18 protein-coding genes are annotated in these 18,330 nt (G+C 67.4%); 6 read left to right on the forward strand and 12 right to left on the reverse strand.

Going from position 1 to position 18,330, the window contains the following annotated elements:
- Positions 1–60 precede the first annotated feature (60 nt).
- Genes OM977_RS15415 through OM977_RS15430 form a run of 4 tightly spaced genes read left to right on the forward strand, consistent with a single transcriptional unit; the run spans position 61 to position 4,636 of the window.
- A complete protein-coding gene (locus tag OM977_RS15415; protein ID WP_264354770.1) occupies positions 61–696 on the forward strand; it encodes a Tat pathway signal protein in 636 nt (211 codons plus the stop codon).
- Between the two features lie 2 nt (positions 697–698).
- Positions 699–1,916: a glutathionylspermidine synthase family protein gene (locus OM977_RS15420; protein ID WP_264354771.1), complete on the forward strand. Its 1,218-nt coding sequence runs from the start codon at positions 699–701 to the stop codon at positions 1,914–1,916.
- Complete coding sequence (locus OM977_RS15425; protein ID WP_264354772.1) at positions 1,913–3,436, forward strand: APC family permease; 1,524 nt, start codon at positions 1,913–1,915, stop codon at positions 3,434–3,436. Before OM977_RS15420 ends, OM977_RS15425 begins: the two co-directional genes overlap by 4 nt.
- A gap of 9 nt (positions 3,437–3,445) precedes the next feature.
- The gene (locus tag OM977_RS15430) at positions 3,446–4,636 is read left to right on the forward strand and encodes an acyl-CoA dehydrogenase family protein (RefSeq protein WP_264354773.1); all 1,191 of its coding nucleotides are present in this window, start codon (positions 3,446–3,448) and stop codon (positions 4,634–4,636) included.
- On the opposite strand, the gene OM977_RS15435 is transcribed toward OM977_RS15430, so the two are convergent.
- The 7 genes from OM977_RS15435 to OM977_RS15465 all read right to left on the reverse strand — a co-directional run bounded on the left by OM977_RS15435 (position 4,519) and on the right by OM977_RS15465 (position 12,575).
- Entirely contained in the window at positions 4,519–5,982 is a 1,464-nt protein-coding gene (locus tag OM977_RS15435) for a glycosyltransferase 87 family protein (RefSeq protein WP_264354774.1), read from the reverse strand. The genes OM977_RS15430 and OM977_RS15435 overlap by 118 nt on opposite strands.
- Positions 5,983–6,120: 138 nt before the next feature.
- On the reverse strand, positions 6,121–7,467 hold the full coding sequence (locus OM977_RS15440; protein ID WP_264354775.1) for an MFS transporter: 1,347 nt from the start codon (positions 7,465–7,467) through the stop codon (positions 6,121–6,123).
- On the reverse strand, positions 7,464–8,003 hold the full coding sequence (locus OM977_RS15445; protein WP_264354776.1) for a winged helix-turn-helix transcriptional regulator: 540 nt from the start codon (positions 8,001–8,003) through the stop codon (positions 7,464–7,466). Before OM977_RS15445 ends, OM977_RS15440 begins: the two co-directional genes overlap by 4 nt.
- Positions 8,004–8,126: 123 nt before the next feature.
- Positions 8,127–9,401: a glycosyltransferase 87 family protein gene (locus OM977_RS15450; RefSeq protein WP_264354777.1), complete on the reverse strand. Its 1,275-nt coding sequence runs from the start codon at positions 9,399–9,401 to the stop codon at positions 8,127–8,129.
- A gap of 6 nt (positions 9,402–9,407) precedes the next feature.
- A complete protein-coding gene (locus tag OM977_RS15455) occupies positions 9,408–10,610 on the reverse strand; it encodes a cystathionine gamma-synthase (protein ID WP_264354778.1) in 1,203 nt (400 codons plus the stop codon).
- Positions 10,611–10,682: 72 nt separating this feature from the next.
- Positions 10,683–12,068 carry a cystathionine beta-synthase gene (locus OM977_RS15460; RefSeq protein ID WP_264354779.1) on the reverse strand — a complete coding sequence of 462 codons (1,386 nt, stop codon included), beginning with the start codon at positions 12,066–12,068 and terminating at the stop codon, positions 10,683–10,685.
- Between the two features lie 66 nt (positions 12,069–12,134).
- Positions 12,135–12,575 carry a VOC family protein gene (locus OM977_RS15465; protein WP_264354780.1) on the reverse strand — a complete coding sequence of 147 codons (441 nt, stop codon included), beginning with the start codon at positions 12,573–12,575 and terminating at the stop codon, positions 12,135–12,137.
- Between the two features lie 149 nt (positions 12,576–12,724).
- Between OM977_RS15465 and OM977_RS15470 the strand changes: the two genes are divergently transcribed.
- The gene (locus OM977_RS15470; protein ID WP_264354781.1) at positions 12,725–13,705 is read left to right on the forward strand and encodes a DNA-3-methyladenine glycosylase family protein; all 981 of its coding nucleotides are present in this window, start codon (positions 12,725–12,727) and stop codon (positions 13,703–13,705) included.
- Between the two features lie 66 nt (positions 13,706–13,771).
- Here the strand turns inward: OM977_RS15470 and OM977_RS15475 are convergent, their stop codons facing one another.
- On the reverse strand, positions 13,772–15,448 hold the full coding sequence (locus OM977_RS15475) for an AMP-binding protein (protein ID WP_264354782.1): 1,677 nt from the start codon (positions 15,446–15,448) through the stop codon (positions 13,772–13,774).
- A 101-nt stretch (positions 15,449–15,549) separates the two neighbouring features.
- On the opposite strand from OM977_RS15475, the gene OM977_RS15480 reads away from it, so the two are divergent.
- Positions 15,550–15,828 (forward strand): putative quinol monooxygenase, encoded by a 279-nt coding sequence (locus OM977_RS15480; RefSeq protein WP_264354783.1) that lies wholly within the window; start codon positions 15,550–15,552, stop codon positions 15,826–15,828.
- 27 nt (positions 15,829–15,855) lie between these two features.
- Here the strand turns inward: OM977_RS15480 and OM977_RS15485 are convergent, their stop codons facing one another.
- From OM977_RS15485 to OM977_RS15500, 4 genes are all read right to left on the reverse strand, one after another.
- The gene (locus OM977_RS15485; RefSeq protein ID WP_264354784.1) at positions 15,856–16,263 is read right to left on the reverse strand and encodes a thioredoxin family protein; all 408 of its coding nucleotides are present in this window, start codon (positions 16,261–16,263) and stop codon (positions 15,856–15,858) included.
- A gap of 68 nt (positions 16,264–16,331) precedes the next feature.
- Positions 16,332–16,877, reverse strand: coding sequence for an acyl-CoA thioesterase (locus OM977_RS15490; RefSeq protein ID WP_264354785.1), 546 nt, complete (start codon positions 16,875–16,877; stop codon positions 16,332–16,334).
- 78 nt (positions 16,878–16,955) lie between these two features.
- Positions 16,956–17,495 carry a GNAT family N-acetyltransferase gene (locus tag OM977_RS15495; protein ID WP_264354786.1) on the reverse strand — a complete coding sequence of 180 codons (540 nt, stop codon included), beginning with the start codon at positions 17,493–17,495 and terminating at the stop codon, positions 16,956–16,958.
- On the reverse strand, positions 17,485–18,213 hold the full coding sequence (locus OM977_RS15500; RefSeq protein ID WP_264354787.1) for an MgtC/SapB family protein: 729 nt from the start codon (positions 18,211–18,213) through the stop codon (positions 17,485–17,487). Before OM977_RS15500 ends, OM977_RS15495 begins: the two co-directional genes overlap by 11 nt.
- Between the last annotated feature and the right edge of the window lie 117 nt (positions 18,214–18,330).

The following is an 18,330-nucleotide window of genomic DNA, read 5'->3' on the forward strand; positions in this document are numbered from 1 at the left end:
GCTGACCCGAGCCGGTAAGCCGGTTAGGCTGGCATCAGAATTCGGAAGCAGGGGGAGACGATGGATAAGGGCAAGCACGAGGGCGATGACCTGCCAAGGAAAAACGGCGGACCTAAGCCTCCGCCATGGCAGGTGCCCAAGCCTGAACTCCGGCCGGATCTGCAACACCCGGCCAGCCAGCCCCCGCACCCCCAGGACGCTTCACCGGGCCGTCCGGATGACACCACGGCACACACAACACCGCCAGACGCCGTGTTCGACCCGTTCGAACGCGAACGGGAACGCGAGGTGGCCGCTGCCGCGGCGCGGAAGAAACGCTCCCAGCGACGCACCGTCGTCGTGGGCCTGGGCGTCACGGCGCTCCTGGCCGGCACGATCACGGCCATGGTGGCCAGCAACGAGCAGGACCCCGATTACGCCCAGGTGTGCTTCAACGACGACACCGGCGAGCGCGTCGAGGACACGCAGTGCGACAACAGCAGCACGGACGGTCGGAGCTCCGGCATCTATGCCTGGTATTTCTACTCCCGTGGCGCCAGCGTGCCCGGCTTGGGCCAGAACCGCTCGGCATACCCGAGCTACACCAGGACGGTCCCGACCGGGGCCAAGACGTCGACGGGTTACAGCACCAAGGGCGGCACCGTCAGCAGGGGCGGCTTCGGCGGCAGCTCCAAGGGCGGAAGCACGGGGGGCTAGGAATGAAACGACTGCGATCCGAGCCGAGGCCGGACTGGAAAAAGCGGATCGAAGAGCAGGGCCTGGTCTTCTCCACCACCACGCTGCCCGACGGCACCAACGTGGAGTACTGGCACGAGGCCGCGTACTACGAATTCACCATGGACGAGGTGGAAACGCTCGAACAGACCGCGGAGGACATGCACCGCATGTGCGTGGAGGCCGCCAAGTTCCTCGCGACCGGCGCCATGGGCACCATCGGGATCGGGCCGCAGGCACTGGAGCTGGCGGCCGAATCGCTGCAGGCCGGTGACGTGGACGTCTACGGCCGCTTCGACTTCATCTACGACGGCCGGGGCGGCCCCGCCAAGATGCTCGAATACAACGCCGACACCCCCACCGGACTTATTGAGGCCGCCGTCGCCCAGTGGTTCTGGCTGCAGGACGTCTTTCCCGAAAAAGACCAGTGGAACGGCATCCATGAAGCCCTCATCCGGCAATGGAAGAAGCTGCAGTACCGCACCGGGATGAGCACGCTCCACGTCGCCCACTCCGAAGCGGAGCAATCCGGTGAGGACTGGATGACGGCGGCCTACATGCGGGACGTGGCCAGCCAGGCGGGCTGGACCACCATCGGCATCAACATGTCCGACATCGGCTGGGACCCCAACCTAAACCGCTTCGTGGACCTGGACAACTTCCTGATCAGCACCATGTTCAAGCTCTACCCCTGGGAACTGATGATGAAGGAGCCGTTCGGGCCCCGGCTGCTCCAGCGCGCCCACAATCCGCGCTGGGTGGAACCGGCGTGGAAGATGCTCCTGTCCAACAAAGCCCTGCTCGCCGCGCTGTGGCATCTCTACCCGGACCACCCCAATCTGCTGCCGGCGTACCTGGACGGGCCCGGGCCGCTGACCGAATGGGTCGCCAAACCGCTGCACGGCCGGGAAGGGGACAATATCAAGATCCACGCCGCCGGCATCAATCTTGAACAGCCCGGCGACTATGGCCGGGAAGGCTGGTGCTACCAGCAGTTCCACGCGCTGCCTGATTTCGACGGCAACCGCCCGGTGCTGGGTCTATGGGTGGTCGACGGCGAATCGGTCGGCTGCGGCATCCGCGAGTCTGACGGTCCGATCACCGACTACTTCTGCCGTTTCGTGCCCAACACGATCGACGCGCCGGCGCCCGTTCTCCCGACTTCGAATCAGCACTCCAGCAAGGCAGGAATCACCCTATGAGCACGCAGACGACGACGCCCGGCGGCCCGGTGCCGGTTCCCGCCAAGGGATTGCGGGCCGGAATCCTGGACCTGGGCGACTCCGTCATGCTGGGGCTGGCCTCCACCGCACCGGTCTATTCGCTTGCGGCGACCCTTGGCCTGATCGTGGCCGTCAACGGCAATTACACTCCGCTGATCCTGCTGCTGGGCTTCGTGCCGGTCCTCTTCATCGCCTACGCCTTCCGCGAGCTGAACAGCGCCATGCCGGATTGCGGGACCACGTTCATTTGGGCCCGCCGCGCCTTCGGTCCGTGGGCGGGCTGGCTGGGCGGCTGGGGCGTGGCCCTGGCCGGCGTCGTGGTCCTCGCGAACCTGGCCCAGATAGCCGGGCAGTACCTGTGGCTGCTGGTGGGCGACGGTTCCCTGGCCCGGAACAGCCTGCTGGTCACCGCCACCGGGGTTTTGTTCATCGTCTTCATGACCCTGGTGAACTACCGCGGCATCCGGCTCGGGGAACATGTCCAGCGTGTCCTGACGTACGTGCAGTACGTCTCGCTCGGCGTCTTCGCCGTGGCCATCATCGTCCACATCGCGGGCGATGCGTCCGGCGGGTCCACGGCCGGCCAGGCCTTCGACGTCGAGTGGTTCAACCCGGTCGGCGCCTTCGCCGACCCCGGCGCCGTGGTGCACGGCGCGCTGCTGGCACTGTTCATCTACTGGGGCTGGGACACGTGCCTCGCCGTGAACGAGGAGACCGAGAATCCCGCCACGACACCCGGCCGCGGCGCGGTCATTTCGGCGTTCGTCCTGGTGGCCATCTACGTCTCCGTGGCCCTGCTGGTGATGATGTATGCCTCAGTGGGCACGGAAGGGATCGGCCTCGGAAACGAAGCCAACCAGGGCGACGTCTTCCTCGCAATGAAGGACGTGGTGCTGGGCCCCTGGGGCTGGCTGATCGTCGTCGCGGTGCTGGCCTCCGTGTTGTCCTCGACCCAGACCACCATTCTTCCCACCGCCCGCGGCACCCTGTCCATGGGTGTTCACGGGGCGCTGCCGCCGAAGTTTGGCGAGGTCCACCCGCGCAACCAGACGCCCGGATTCTCCACCCAGGTCATGGGCGCCGCGGCCGTCGGCTACTACGTGCTGATGAGCCTCTTGAGCGAGAACCTGCTGGCGGACTCCATCAGCTCCATCAGCCTCTTCATCGCCTTCTACTACGCGCTGACCGGCTTCGCCTGCGTCTGGTACTTCCGTGCCACCCTTCGCGGCTCGGCCCGCAACCTGTGGTTCCGCGGGATCCTGCCGCTGATCGGGGCCCTCCTGCTCACCGCTGCCTTCTTCGTCTCCGCGGTGCAGATGTGGGATCCGGCCTACGGCGACACCCAGATCTTCGGAGTCGGCGGGGCGTTTGTCAGCGGCGTGGTGCTGCTGGCGCTGGGCGTGGTGCTGGCCGCCGTCTGCCGTTTCGCCCCGTCAACCCGGAACTACTTCCTGCAGCGCCAGCCCGCGGCCGGCGCGCTTCAGCCGGGGCGGCCGTAGGATGCTGGAATGAGCCGACCTGCTGAATTTTCCGATGCTTCGGACGTCCTGGCGATCGATTCCCTGCTGAGCGCCGCCGAGCTGGGCGTCCGGGAGAAGGTCCGCGACTTCACGAACCAGCGGATCCGTCCGGGCATCGCGAAATGGTACGACGACGGCGTCTTCCCGGTGGAGCTGGCTCCGGAACTGGGCGAGCTCGGCGTCCTCGGCATGCATCTGAAAGGGTACGGCTGTCCCGGCCGCACCGCCGTCGAATATGGTCTGGCCGCGATGGAGCTGGAGGCGGGCGATTCCGGCATCCGCACCTTCGTCTCGGTGCAGGGCTCCCTCGCCATGACCGCGATCCACACCTGGGGCTCCGAGGAGCAAAAGCAGCAGTGGCTCCCCCGGATGGCCGCCGGTGAACTGATCGGCAGTTTCGCCCTGACCGAGCCCACCGCCGGCTCGGACCCAGCCTCGATGACGACGTCCGCCCGGCGGGACGGCCCGGGCGAGGACGCCGGCTGGATCCTGGACGGCGCCAAGCGCTGGATCGGGCTGGCCTCGGTGGCGGACGTGCTGGTGGTCTGGGCGAGGACCGACGACGGCGTCCGCGGCTTCCTGGTCCCGGCAGGAACCCCCGGGCTGACGGTGACGCCGATCGGGCAGAAGCTTTCGATGCGCGCCTCGATCCAGTGCGATATCAGGTTCGATGGCGTCGGGCTGGGTCCCGAGGCACTGCTGCCGGCTGCCCTCGGCCTCCGGGGCCCGTTCACCTGCCTGAACGAGGCCCGGTACGGGATCGCGTGGGGCGCCATGGGCGCGGCCCGGGATTCCTACGAGGCGGCCTTGAAGTACTCCCAGGAACGGCTGCAGTTCGGCAAGCCCCTCGCCGGCTACCAACTGACGCAGGAAAAGCTGGTGAACATGCTGCTGGAAATCCAGAAAGGCACGCTGCTGGCGCTGCAGCTAGGCAGGCTCAAGGACGCCGGCAAGCTGCGGCCCGAGCAGATCTCGCTGGGCAAGTTGAACAATGTGCGCGAGGCGATCGCCATTGCCCGCGAGGCCCGCACCATCCTGGGCGGGAACGGGATCACCCTGGACTATTCGCCGCTCCGGCACGCCGCAAACCTCGAATCGGTGCGCACGTACGAGGGCACTGACGAGGTCCACACCCTGATCCTGGGCCAGCACATCACCGGCCTCGCGGCCTTCCGGTAGCTCGTTCTCCCCGTGGTTTCCCCGGCGCGGACGGCGCCGAAGGCCGGAGCCAGGGAGCCCCGCCGAAGGACGATGAGCCAGCACACCAGAATGGCGAGCGCGCAGAAGACGCCGGCACTGGACGCAATGATCCAGAGGCCCGGTGTCTGGACGTCGAGGTTCTCCGCGCCGAGCGCTGTTCCGATGGTCTTCGGCGAAAAGAGGAACACCAGGACGGAAACGCCCAGCACCCCGCCCATGAGCCAGCGGAGCCCGTGGTAGCGGTGCGGGGTTTCGCGCAGGGTCCAGGCGAACGCGGGCAGGACCGCCGCCACCCAGACCCAGTGGTGCGACCAGGACACAGGGCTGATCAGCAGCATGGCGAGCGCCGTCGTCGAAATGGCGACAACGCGGGCACCCTGGTCGCTGGCCAACCTGATGATCGCCGCGGCCAGGGCGACCACGAGCAGGCTCAACACCAGCCACGGCTCGGTGACCGCCGGGCCGGGGACGCCGAAATGCAGCAGCGCACCTTTGATCGACAGATTGTCCACATAGCCGGCGCCGCCGATCCTGGAGGTGTCGGGAAGGATCTCGAGCCAGAACTGCTGGGATTCGGCGGGACGCAGCAGGAAACCGATCAGGACTGTGGAGGCGAACCCCGCGGCCATGTTCAGCAGCCCGCGCCAATCTTTGCGGACCAGGAAGTACAGCCCGAACACCAGCGGCGTCAGCTTGATGCCGGCGGCAACGCCCACCAGGAAGCCGCTCCCGGGCAGGCCCCGGTTCCACCGCCGGTTGCGGGCCAGCAGGTCTGCCATCATCAGTCCCATCAGCAGGATGTTAATTTGGCCAAACGCCAGGGTCTCGCGCCACGGGCCCAGGTTCAGGACGGCCAGGAGCACGACTCCGGCGCCCCAGCGGTTGCGGGTCGACCGGACCATACTGCGCCAGTCCGCCTTGGCAGTCCAGTAGTGGACGCACCGGATGGCCACCCAGATCGCCACGGCAACACCGGCAGCGTTGAAGAGATTCAAGGCGACCAGGCGGGGCATCCGGGCCAGGAGGCTGAAGAGCAGGGCGGCAAACGGCGGATAAGTAAACGGAAGGCTCGGCCCGCCGGCCCGGTCAACGTTGCCTTCGTAGAGGTCCGACGGCGACTGGCCCGCCTCATTCAGGATCGACCCGCCGTACCAGTAGACGCTGAAGTCAAGGCCGTGCTTGGCCCAGGCCGCGAGCCAGGTCCACACGAGGAAGGCCACAGCGGCGAGGAACAGTGACGTGGCGATTCGCAGCAGCGGCCGCAGGGCCTTCCGGGAAGTCCCGGCGGGCGGTGCGTGCGATTTTTCGGCGTCGAGCAGTGACATTCGTGTCCCCCAATATTGAATGCGGCGCGGCGTCCCTGGGAGCCGGTCGTCGGCGGGCTGGCCGCGCTGCTTCATCCTACAGAGGGCGAATTACGACACCGAATTCGGCGGCGCACCGTGTCGGGGGGCCGTTGCCGGCTAGGCCGGGACGGGGACCGCTTCCTTCTTTCCGGCGTCTTTGCGGATGGTTGCGCTGATCACGGCGGCGATGGTGCACATCGCCGCGGCGCCAAACCAGGCGTAGGTGTACTGGCCGGTGGCGTCCCGGATGACACCGGCTCCGAGGGCAGCCGCCGCGGCTCCAAGCTGGTGGGCCGCGAAGACCCAGCCGAACACCACGCTGCCGTCGGCGCCGAACACCTGCCGGCAGATCGCCGCGGTCGGCGGCACGGTGGCCACCCAGTCCAGTCCGTAGATCACGACAAACACGATCATGCTGGGTTGGACCGTGGCGCTGAGCAGCAGCGGCAACACCAGCAGCCCGATGCCGCGGAACTGGTAGTACACGGCGAGCAGGATCCGCGGGTTGAAACGGTCCGTGAGCCAGCCGGAGGCAATCGTGCCCAGGATGTCGAAGATCCCGACGACGGCGAGCAAGCCCGCGGCCGTGGTTTCAGGCATCCCGTGATCGTGCGCCGAGGGGATGAAGTGCGTGCCGATCAGCCCGTTGGTGGTCGCCCCGCAGATCGCGAATCCCGCCACGAGCGCCCAGAACGTCCGGACCTTGCTGGCGCGCTTGAGCACCTGCAGCGCCCGCACGGCAGCGTTACGGCGCGGCTCCGCGGGCCCCTCGGGGCTCTCCGGCGCGTCCGTCGAGGGCTCGCCGTCCGTGTCGGCCCGCGCCTCGGGTTCCGCACCATAAGGCAACACACCGGCGTCGGCCGGGGAATTCTTGAGGAACCTCAGTACCAGTGGGACCACTGCCAGCGCCCCCGCGGCGATCAGCAGGGAGGCCTGGCGCCAGCCCGGGTTCTGGGCCAGCGCGGCGATGAAGGGCAGGAAGACCAGCTGCCCGGCGGCGCTGCCGGCCGTGAGAATGCCGATCACCAGGCCGCGGCTCTTGGCGAACCAGGTGTTGGCGATGGTGGCAGCGAAGACCAGCGCCATCGAGCCCGTTCCGAGCCCGATCAGCAGCCCCCAGGTCAGCAGGATCTGCCAGGACTGGTTCACCAGTACGGTCAGGGCGCTCCCGGCGCCTATCAGCACGAGCGCCACCGACGTGACGGCACGGATGCCGAAGCGCTCCATCAGCGCGGCCGCGAAGGGCGCGGTGAGTCCGAAAAGCACGAGGTTGATGCTGACCGCGGCCGACAGCACCGTGGTGGACCAGCCGAATTCGTTCTGCAGGGGCACCATCAGAACGCCGGGTGCCGCGCGGAATCCGGCGGCACCCACCAGCGCGAGGAAAGCGACAGCCGCCACGATCCACGCCGGGTGCAGCCGCCGTTTGGGCGCGGGCAGAAGGGTGGTCTTGGGAGCGCTCATGCGGCGGTTCCGTTCTGGGAGGAGGCCGTCCGGGAATCGCCCGGAGTGGAGGGTGCGGTGGCGAGCGGAACGGGGTCGGTGCTGCGCGTAAGGCTGTGCCAACTGGTGTTGTCGGCCGTGAGGCGTTGCCCGCAGGCCGTGCAGCTGTCGGCAGAGGAAGTGCGGGCACCGCATGTGGAATGGACCACGAACATATGGGCCTGCTCGGACGGCGCCGGGAGATGCTTTTCGGACCAGAGCACGACGGCGTTGAGCACCGGCAGGGCGTCCTCACCCTTGGCGGTGAGCACGTACTCCTGGCGCGTGCGGCCGCCGTCGTCGTACGGGCGGCGGGTGAGCAGCCCGGCCGCGACCAGCGCCGCGAGCCGCCGGGTGAGCACGGAATCCGCTGCCCCCAGCCGCTCTTTGATGGCGTCAAAGCGCCCATTGCCAAAGAAGATCTCCCGCAGGACCAGCATGCCCCACGGGTCGCCCAGGATGTCCAGGCCGCGGGCCATGCTGCAGGTCCGCGCGGACCAGTCGGATCGAAGTGCCATGCCGAAACCCTAGCTGACTCTCTTGGAGAAAGCTAGGGTTTCGCGCCCAGATGACAGCACACGGCGATGTTCCCGCTGAAGACTGCCGCGAAATGTCATCTCGCGGCGGCCAGCGCCGGAGCGTCAGCCTTGGCGCAGGGCGGACCGGGAGGGCCGGTAGGCCAGCGCCCAATAGGCCAGCATGGCGACGCCGCAGAGCACCCCGAGGCTGGCGATCATGAGCTGCCACTGGGTCTGCGGGTCCTTGCCCCACTCCTGCGCTCCCGCCATCACCGCCAGGTACTTGGGCGTCAGATAGAAGGCCACGGCCGAGAACGCCACAATGATCCAGCCGGCCAGGCGCATCTTCCCTTCCCGCGACGGCACCCGGTGGATCGCGAAGCCCATGCAGGGCAGTGCCACGGCCATCCACACCCAGTGATGCGACCAGGACACCGGGCTGATCAGGAGCATCAGCACGGCGGTGGCGGACACGGCCACGAAGTTCTCGTCGGCGTCCACGGCCCACTTGATCGTTAGCGCCGCCACCGCGGCCAGGGCCAGCGCGACCACCAGCCACACGATGCTGGTGAGGCCGGAGTCCGGCAGGCCCAGGTGCAGCAGCAGGCCCTTGACGGAGAGGTTGTCCACATAGGCCGGTCCGCCGATCCGCCCGGTGTCCGGCAGGATCTTGGTCCAGAAGGTGACCGAGGCGGTGGGCAGCAGCGCCCAGGCCAGGCCGATCGAGCCAAAGAACCCGGCGGCCATCCAGCCGAGCGCCTTGAAGTCGCGGCGGACCAGGAAGTACAGCCCGAAGGCCAGCGGGGTCAGCTTGATTCCGGCCGCAATCCCGATCAGCAGCCCGGCCGGCCAGCGGATCTCCCCGGCCCGGGCCTTGCCGTGCAGCGCGAAGTCGGCGAGGATCAGGCCCATCAGGATGATGTTGATCTGGCCGAAGTCGAAGGTGTCCCGCCAGGGCCCGAGCAGCAGGATCGCGGCGGTTCCGGCGAGCGCCACCGCCCGGAAGCGCCAGTCGGCAACCGCGTCCCGCCAGCGGCCGAGGCCGAAATAGTGCCGGGCCAGCCAGGCGGAAACAATCCCGGCGCCCAGCAGCGCTGTGCTGATGAACACCATGCTTGCAACACCCTGGCCAAGCGAGGCGAGCGCCGCGAACAGCAAGGCGGCGAACGGCGGGTAGGTGAACGGCAGCCCGTCCCGCGGGGCATACAGCTCGTTGACGCCGGTCTCGCCGGTCTGCAGCACCCGGCTCCCGCCGTAGAAGTAGACCTCGAAGTCGTTCATCAGCGGGATGTAGGCGCTGTACAGCACCACCAGCGCTGCGACGACGGCGAGCGCACCGGCCGCCGTCGCGAGCCAGCCGCGGGTGGTGGAGGAGATGGCCCGGGTGGTGGTGGTCACTGCGTGCTAGCTGCCCGACTCGGCGTCGGCGAGGCCGTCGAGGGCCTGCTCCAGGTCTGCGATGAGGTCCTCGACGTCCTCGATGCCGCAGGAGAGCCGGATCAAGTTGACCGGGACAGCCAGTTCCGTGCCCTTGACCGAGGCGTGCGTCATCTCGGACGGGTAGTTCATCAAGGACTCAATGCCGCCGAGGGATTCGGCGAGGGTGAACACGGAGGTCGATTCGGCCACCTTGCGGGCCGCGGCCTCGCCGCCCTTGAACTGCACCGAGATCATGCCGCCGAACTTCTTCATCTGCTTCCTGGCAAGCTCGTGGCCGGGGTGCGAGGGCAGTCCCGGGTACAGCACGGCTTCCACCTCGGGGCGCTGGAGCAGCCATTCGGCCACGGCCTGGGCGTTGTCGCTGTGCCGGTCCATCCGGACGCCAAGGGTTTTGAGGCCGCGGGTGGTGAGGAAAGCATCCATCGGTCCGGAGATGGCGCCGACGGCGAACTGCACGAAGCCGATCTTCTCGGCCAGCTCCGCGTCGTTGACGATGATGGCGCCGCCGACGACGTCGGAGTGGCCGCCGATGTACTTGGTGGTGGAGTGCACCACGATGTCGGCGCCGAGGGCCAGCGGGGTCTGCAGGTACGGCGAGGCGAATGTGTTGTCCACCACGAGGAGGGCGCCGGCGTCGTGAGCCAGCTTGGCGAGCGCCTCAATGTCGGTGATTTTCATCATCGGGTTCGACGGCGTCTCCACCCAGACGAGGCGGGTCTTGCCGCCGCCGTCGGCCGCGCCACCGTTCGCGACGGCCTTCGCCACGGCGTCAAGATCGGACATGTCCACCGGCGTGTTCCCGATGCCCCACTCCCCCAGGACCCGGCTGATCAGCCGGTAGGTGCCGCCATACGCGTCGTTGCCGAGCACGATGTGATCGCCCGGCCGGGTCAGCGCACGGATCATGGAGTCCTCGGCCGCCAGGCCGGAGCTGAAGGAGAACGCGGCGGCCCCGCCTTCCAGCGCGGCCAGCTGCTCTTGCAGCGAATCACGGGTGGGGTTGGTCCCCCGGCCGTATTCGTAGCCGGCGCGCAGCACGCCGATGGCCTCCTGCGCGTAGGTGGACGAGAAGTGGACCGGCGGCACGACGGCGCCGGTGCGCGGCTCGAAGGCCTGGCCGGCGTGCACGGCGCGGGTGTTGAAACCGGAGTTCTTAGGCACAGACATGGGCGGTCCTTTCGGCCGGCGACCCAAAGCGCCCGGCAGGGCGGCTCCGGTCTCCGGGTCAGTTGGCTGAGGTCAGTTGCTGAGGTAGGCGAGGAGGTCGTGGCGGGTCAGGATCCCCACCGGGGCACCGACGAACGTCACCATCAGGGTGTCGGCGTCGGAGAGGAGTTCGCGGGCGGTCGAGATCGACTCAAGCGAACCGATGACGGGCAGCCGGGCTTCCATGTGTTCGGAAATCTTGTCCGTCAGCTTCGCTTCGCCGCGGAAGAGCTTGGCGGTGATGGTGCGTTCGTCGACGGAGCCAAGGACCTCGCCCATGACTACCGGCGGCTCCTGGGAGAGCACCGGGATGTGCGAGACCCCGTACTCGTTCATGATGTTGATGACGTCGCGCACTGTCTCGTTGGGGTGGATATGCACGAGGTCCGGCAGTTCGCCGGTCTTGGCCTTGAGGATCTCCCCCACCGAGGCGTCGTCGCCGCTGGCGAGGAAGCCATACGAGCGCATCCACTGGTCGTTGAAGATCTTGGCAAGATATCCGCGGCCGGAGTCAGGCAGGATGACCACGACGACGGCGTCCGAGGGCAGATCCTTGGCGATCTGCAGTGCGGCGACGACCGCCATGCCGGAGGATCCGCCGACCAGCAGGCCTTCCTCCCGCGCCAGCCTGCGCGTCATCGCGAAGGAGTCGGCGTCGCTGACCGCGATGACATCGTCCGGAACGGATTTGTCGTAGTTGGCCGGCCACATGTCCTCGCCGACGCCTTCGACGAAGTACGGGCGGCCGCTGCCGCCGGAGTAGACGGAACCTGCCGGGTCCGCGCCGATGATCTTGACCACGCCGCCGTCGGCCTCGGCACGCGCGGCGGAAACTTCCTTGAGGTACCGGCCGGTGCCGGTGATGGTGCCGCCGGTGCCGGCCCCGATGACGCAGTGCGTGATGGTGCCGTCGGTGTCCCGCCAGATTTCCGGGCCGGTGGATTCATAGTGGCTGGCCGGCGCGGCCGGGTTGGAAAACTGGTCGGGCTTGTACGCCCCCGGGATTTCGGTGACCAGCCGGTCCGAGACGCCGTAGTAGCTTTGCGGGCTGTCCGGGGGAACAGCGGTGGGAGTCACCACCACCTCGGCGCCGTAGGCTTGCAGCACCGCCCGTTTGTCCTCGCCCACCTTGTCCGGGACCACGAAGATGCAGCGGTAGCCCTTCTGCTGGGCGACGAGGGCCAGCCCCACACCGGTGTTGCCGGAGGTGGGTTCCACGATGGTGCCGCCGGGCAGGAGCTTGCCGGTGCGTTCGGCCTCCTCGATCATCTTGGCCGCGATGCGGTCCTTAATGGAACCGCCGGGATTCAGGTATTCCAACTTTGCCAGGACCGTGGCCCCGATGCCGTCGGTGACGTGGTTCAGCTTGACGAGCGGCGTGTGGCCGATGAGGTCCAGGATGGACTGGGCGTACTTCATAGGTACAAAGTTACCGTCTCCCGCGACCGGGGGCCGTCGCGGAGCCCTGACGCGCTCCGGCCGCGCTCAGGCGCCGATGTCGTTTGCACTCGCCCCCGTGCCGGTGGCCTCTGAGGGCCCGCCCTCGGGTGCCGCGTTCTGCCAGAGCCCCACGACGTTGCCTTCGGTGTCCTTGAAGTAGGCGGCCCAGCCCATGCTGCCTACTTCCTGGCGTGGCAGGACGGTGCTGCCGCCCAGGGAACCAATCTTCTCGAGCGCCGCATCAATGTCGTCAACGTCCACGGTGACCACTGGAGAGGTGATGTTTCCCTCGCGCCGGAACATGCCGCCGTTGATGATGCCCGGTGTGGACGGCATGCCTTTGTCATCCGTCGGCGTGGTCCTAATCATGGTGTAGCTCAGCTCAGGCATGGGCTGCACATCCCAGCCGAACGCGGAGCTATAGAACTTCCCTGCACGTTCTTCGTCGTCCACCGGGATCTCGAAGTGCACTACTCCTCGGGCCATCGCGCTCACCTGACATTCAAAAGTAGGGCCAAAAGGCCAGGCGCGGGCGGTCCACGCCACACCCAGATTCTAGTCCCGGACCTCCGGGGTAATCAGGGCCGTCCGCCCCCGGTTCCGGAGCCGCAGTCCGGGCGTGGGAACATGATTGAATGACCATCGCAGAGACCCCCGCGGGCCTGGCCGCCGCGGCGGACGCCTCGCTGCGCTGGCGCCCGGACGGCCCCGTCGACCTGCAGCAGACCATCGGCACACTCCTCCGCGGCCACGGTGATCCGTCCGTCCGCACGGCGCCGGACGGGACGTGGCTGGCTTTCACGACGCCGGCCGGTCCGGCCACGCTGCGCCTGGCCACGCTCGGCTCCCGTGCCGATATGGCCGTCGACGCCCTCGCCTGGGGGCCGGGAGCGGCCTGCGCGGTGGAGGCCGTCCCCCGCATGTTGGGGCGCGACGACGACTGGTCCGGCTTCGATGAGCCCGGGTTCTCCGCCACGCTCCCCCGGATGGTCACCGAAGCCCGACGCCGGAACCTGGCCCTACGGCTGCCCGCCACCGGCCGGATGATCGATGCGCTGGTCCCGACGATCATGGAGCAGAAGGTCACCCTCATCGAGGCCCGCCGCGGCTACCGCTACCTGATGTACCGCTTCGGGACCGCGGCCCCCGGCGCCGGCAGCGTGGCCCCCGCCAACCTGATGGTCCAGCCCACGGCCGAGCAATGGCTCCGTATTCCGTCGTGGGAATGGCACAAGGCGGGCGTAGGACCCCAGCGCTCCGCGACCGTGATGCGCGCGCTGCGTTCCGCCGTCGCGCTGGAACGCCTTGCCGCCCTGCCGGCCGTAGAAGCGGCGCAGAAGATGCAGGCGATTCCCGGGATCGGCGTCTGGACCGCGGCGGAGGTGGTGCAACGCACCCATGGCTGCCCCGACTCGGTCTCGGTGGGCGACTACCACCTGGCGGCATATGTGGGTGCGGCACTGACCGGCCGCAGGACGGACGACGCCGGAATGCTCCGCCTGCTGGCGCCGTGGGCCGGCCACCGGCAGCGTGTTGTGCGGATGATCGGGCTTAGCGGCTTCCGCAAGCCCACGTTCGGCGCCCGCATGACGATTCAGGACCACCGCGGGCACTGAGGCCGCCGTGCTTACTGCAGCAGTCGGCCTGGTGGCCGGCACGCGGACGATCAACCGGAACACCAACTAGAGACCCAGCCGGGCCACCGCTTCCTGCCGCATGTCCACCTTGCGGATCTTGCCGGAAACCGTCATCGGAAAGCTGTCCCGGACGTCGACGTAGCGCGGAATCTTGTAGTGCGCGAGCTTGCCGCGGCAGAACTCCGCCACGGCTGCCGCGTCCAACGGCGCCGACCCGGGTTTCAGGATCACGCAGGCCATCAGCTCCTCGCCGTACCGTGCATCCGGGACACCGATCACCTGCACATCCTGGATGTCCGGGTGGGTGTAGAGGAATTCCTCGATCTCCCGCGGGTAGACGTTTTCACCGCCGCGGATCACCATGTCCTTGATCCGGCCCTCGATCACGAGGTAGCCGTCCGCGTCCATCCGGGCCAGGTCACCGGTGTGCATCCAGCCCTCGGCGTCGATCGCCTCGGCGGTCTTGTCCGGCTCGTTCCAGTAGCCCTGCATCACGGCATAGCCCCGGGTGCACAGCTCGCCGATCTCTCCGCGTGGCAGCACCTCCCCGGTGACAGGGTCCACCACCCGGCTCTCCAGCCGCGGCATGGTGCGTCCCACGGTCTCGGTGCGCTGGGCCAGGGTGTCCACGCTCCGGGTCATGGTGGACACCGGCGAGGTCTCGGTCATGCCGTAGCAGATGGCAACATCCACCATGTTCATCTCCGAAATGACCCGGTTCATCACCTCGATGGGGCACAGCGATCCGGCCATCACCCCCGTGCGCAGGGTGGAAAGGTCATAGGAGGCGAAGTCAGGCAGGGCCAGCTCAGCGATGAACATCGTCGGCACCCCGTACAACGAGGTTCCGCCGAAGTCCTGCACCGCCTCCAGCGCCGCAGCAGGAGTGAACCCGCGGCCCGGGATGATAGTGGCGGCACCGTGGCTGAGGGCAGCCAGGTTCCCGATCACCATGCCGAAGCAGTGGTAGAACGGCACCGGCAGCACCACCCGGTCATGCTCCGTGTACTCCAGCAGCTCCCCGATCGAGTAGCCGTTGTTCAGGATGTTGACGTGCGTCAGCGTGGCGCCCTTGGGAAAGCCGGTGGTTCCGGAGGTGTACTGCAGATTGACGGCGTCGTGCGGGTCCAGTTCCGCCATCCGGGCCTTGAGGGCTGAGTGCGCGACGTCGTCGGCCCGCCTGAGCAGTTCCCCGTACGTCCACTCGGCCGCTGATTCCGGGACGCCGGCCGTCAGCTCGGCGAGGCCCGCATCCGGCAGGAAGACCAGCTCGCGCAGCTCGGGGCATACCCCCAGCGCCTGCCGCGCCATCCCGGTGTAGTCGCTGTTGCGGTCCGACGGCGCGGCCACCAGCAGGCGCATGCCGTTCTGCTTGACCACGAACTCCAGTTCGTGGCTGCGGTAGGCCGGATTGACATTGACCAGGATGGCGCCGATCTTGGCCGTCGCGTACTGCAGGATCGTCCACTCCGCGCAGTTCGGGCTCCAGATCCCGACCCGCTCGCCCTTGGCGACACCCAGCGCCAGCAACGCGCGGGCAACGCGGTCGACGTCGTCGTTCAGTTTGGTGTAACTCCACCGGCGGGCTTCCTCCCCCGGCACCGCCGCCGCCTCGATCAAGGCGTCGTGAAGGGGAAATTTCCGAACAACCGTTTCAAAGTTGTCGCCGATTGTTTCCTCGAGCAGCGGAACGTCAGTGTCCCCGGCTGTGTAAGCAAGCATGCTGCGACGCTACCAACAGTCCAGCGCCAAGAGAAGAGCGAAGCTAGGAGGTCCTACGAAATGTTCCGGCGTGCGCGCCCGGGCCCGGTATGGTGAAAACCATGAGCGCACCTATTGACCTTCAGGCCATCTTCATCCCCAACGACGGCGAATTCTTCCGCGTAAAGCTCGCGCTGGAAATCGCGATTGACGAGGTAGTCAACGAACCCGGCTGCATCCGCTACGAGCTCACCGAAGCCAGCGAGCAGCGGCTGGTGCTGACCGAAAAGTGGGCCTCACAGGAGGACCTGGACAAGCACTCCAAGGGCACCGCCGTCCAGGACCTCAACGAGTCCCTCAGCGCCCTGCTGGCCGAGCCCGTCCGGCTCGAGCGGCTCTAGCCGGCAGGGGCACCAGGAAGCTGGAGCTTACGCTTCGGGGATCTGTGTGCCGTCCTGCGTGTTCGTTGCGGCGGCGGCCTGCGAGCGGGCCACGTGGGCGTGGACTTCTTCCATGTCCAGGGCCTTGACTGCGTCGACAACCTGCTCGAGCTGCTGGGCATTCAGGGCGCCGGGCTGCGAGAAGACCAACACCTTTTCGCGGAAAGCCATCAGCGTGGGGATCGACGTGATTCCGGCCTCGGCGGCGAGCTGCTGCTCGGCCTCGGTGTCCACCTTGGAGAACACCACATCGGGGTGCTTCTCGGAAACTGCCGCGTACGTAGGGCCGAACTGCTTGCAGGGCCCACACCATTCTGCCCAGAAATCAACGAGCACAATGTCGTTGCCCTCGACGGTCGATGCGAATTGTTCACCTGTGATGTCTACGGTAGCCATGGGTCAACGGTACGCGAGCCGCCGGGGATTGTCCCTCGCATTTCGCTGATGGCTCAGCGGCGAGCGGCTCAAACCCAGGCGTGCGGGGCGGGACGCCGGGCCCCGGGCAGCCCGTTGGTTTCCCGCCATTCGTGGATCCAGCCGGGCAGCTCGAGGCCGGCCGGCGGCTCGCCGAACTCGCGCAGGATCTCCTCCTGGCTGACGGGCTTTCCCTTGCTGACCAACCGGGTGGCGATGTAGGCCCGGGCGTAGATTTCCCCGTCCACTACCATCCGTTGCTCGAAGTAAATGGCCTTTGCATCGAGGCCGATGATCTTCGTTTCAATGCTGTACTGCTGCCAGAGCTGCAGCGAGCGGCGGAAAGCAATTGTCTCGCCTGCGGCCACCGGGCTCCAGCCGCGCCGGCGCATGGCCTTCCACGTGCCGCTGCGGGCCAGAAGGTCAAAGCGGCCCAGATCCATCAAGGAAAAGTACATGCCGTTGTTGACATGCATCGCGATGTCAATGTCCGTCGGCAGGACCCGCAGCGGCAGGGACGAGGTGTCCCAGATGCTGAGCGCGGTCCTCCGGGACGACGTAAACAGCAGGACCAGGGTGCGGAAGAGCAGGTGCATGGGCATTATGTTACCCGCCAGTAACAACGGGGCCAAGCATTCCGCTCTTGCTCCCCATAGCGCCCCCTGGCGGGCCGTCTAGAACAGAACGCGCTGGTACAGGATGTGGTCCTGCCAGGCCCCGGCAATCTTGAGGTAGGCGGGCGCCAGCCCGATCTCCTCAAAGTCGGAGCGCTTCAGGATCTTCTGCGAGGCGGCATTGTGCGGCAAGGTCGCGGCCTGGAGCCGGTGCAGTCCCAGTTCCGTGCGCGCCACGCCGACAGCGTAGGCCACGGCCGCGGAGCCGACTCCTTGCCCGTTGTACTCCTTGTCCACCCAGTAGCCGACGTGGGCGCTGAGGAACGGGCCACGGACAATACCGCTCAGCGTCATTACTCCGATGATGCGCCCCGCGTCCAGCAGCACCCACGGAACATCGGAGCCGGCGATGAACAAGGCCAGCTTCGACTCGATGCTGGCCGTCTGCCCGGCCACGGTAAAGAAGTCCTCGTTCCGCCGCGGCTCCCACGGAGCGAGGTGTTCCCGGTTGCGCTGATACGCGGCGCTCAGCCGTTCGGCGTCGGACAGCCGCACCACCCTTACCCGGACGCCGCCCACGAGCAGAGACTCAGGCTGCATCGTCGTCGTCCCCGTTCGTGTCGATACCGCGGACGATTACGCTCTCCACGCCGGGAAGGTCCATCAGCTGCGGAACAAGGTTCCGCAGCGGGTGGTGCCCGAAAAACCGCACGTCCATCGAGACCATCGGTTTCTGCTCCTCGCCGGTACGCCTCGTGCGCAGGATCGAGGAGCTGAACCCCATCGTGGTGGCGACTTCGAGCACCTGCCGCAACACGCCCCGGCCGTCGGCGTAGGTGATGTGCAGGACCCGGTTCCGGTCCACCGAGGGGATTTTCCGGACCGCCGGGGCCACCAGGAACAACGTGATGAGGTGGAAGAGCGTCAGCGCCACGGCAAGGGAGACCATTCCGGCACCGCAGGCCATCCCCACCGCCGCGGCCACCCAGATGGTCGCGGCCGTCGTGAGTCCCCTGACGACGTCGCGGCCCTTGAAGATGACGCCGGCGCCGAGGAAGCCGATGCCGCTCACGATCTGCGCAGCTATCCGGGACGGATCCAGCGTCACTCCGGGGTCGAGTACGTAGGCAAATCCGTAGGCCGAGATCAGCGTAAACGCGCACGAGCCCAACCCCACCAACACGTGGGTCCGGTAGCCGGCGCTTTTTTGCCGGATCTGCCGTTCAATCCCGATCAGAGAGGTCAGCACGAAGGTGGCGAGCAGGAGCAGGAGTTCCACCAGGCTCGTGTCGGTGAACAGTCCCAGCATTTCGACCATGCCGTGCGCCCTTCCTGGCTGGGCGGGACGAGCGGGCCCGGCCGGTGCCATCCGCGTATACAGCCGACTCTAGCAACGACACCCTGGCCAGCTGTAGGGATGGAACTGCTGCACCAA

Source organism: Pseudarthrobacter sp. MM222 (genome assembly GCF_947090775.1).
Taxonomy (GTDB): Bacteria; Actinomycetota; Actinomycetes; order Actinomycetales; family Micrococcaceae; genus Arthrobacter.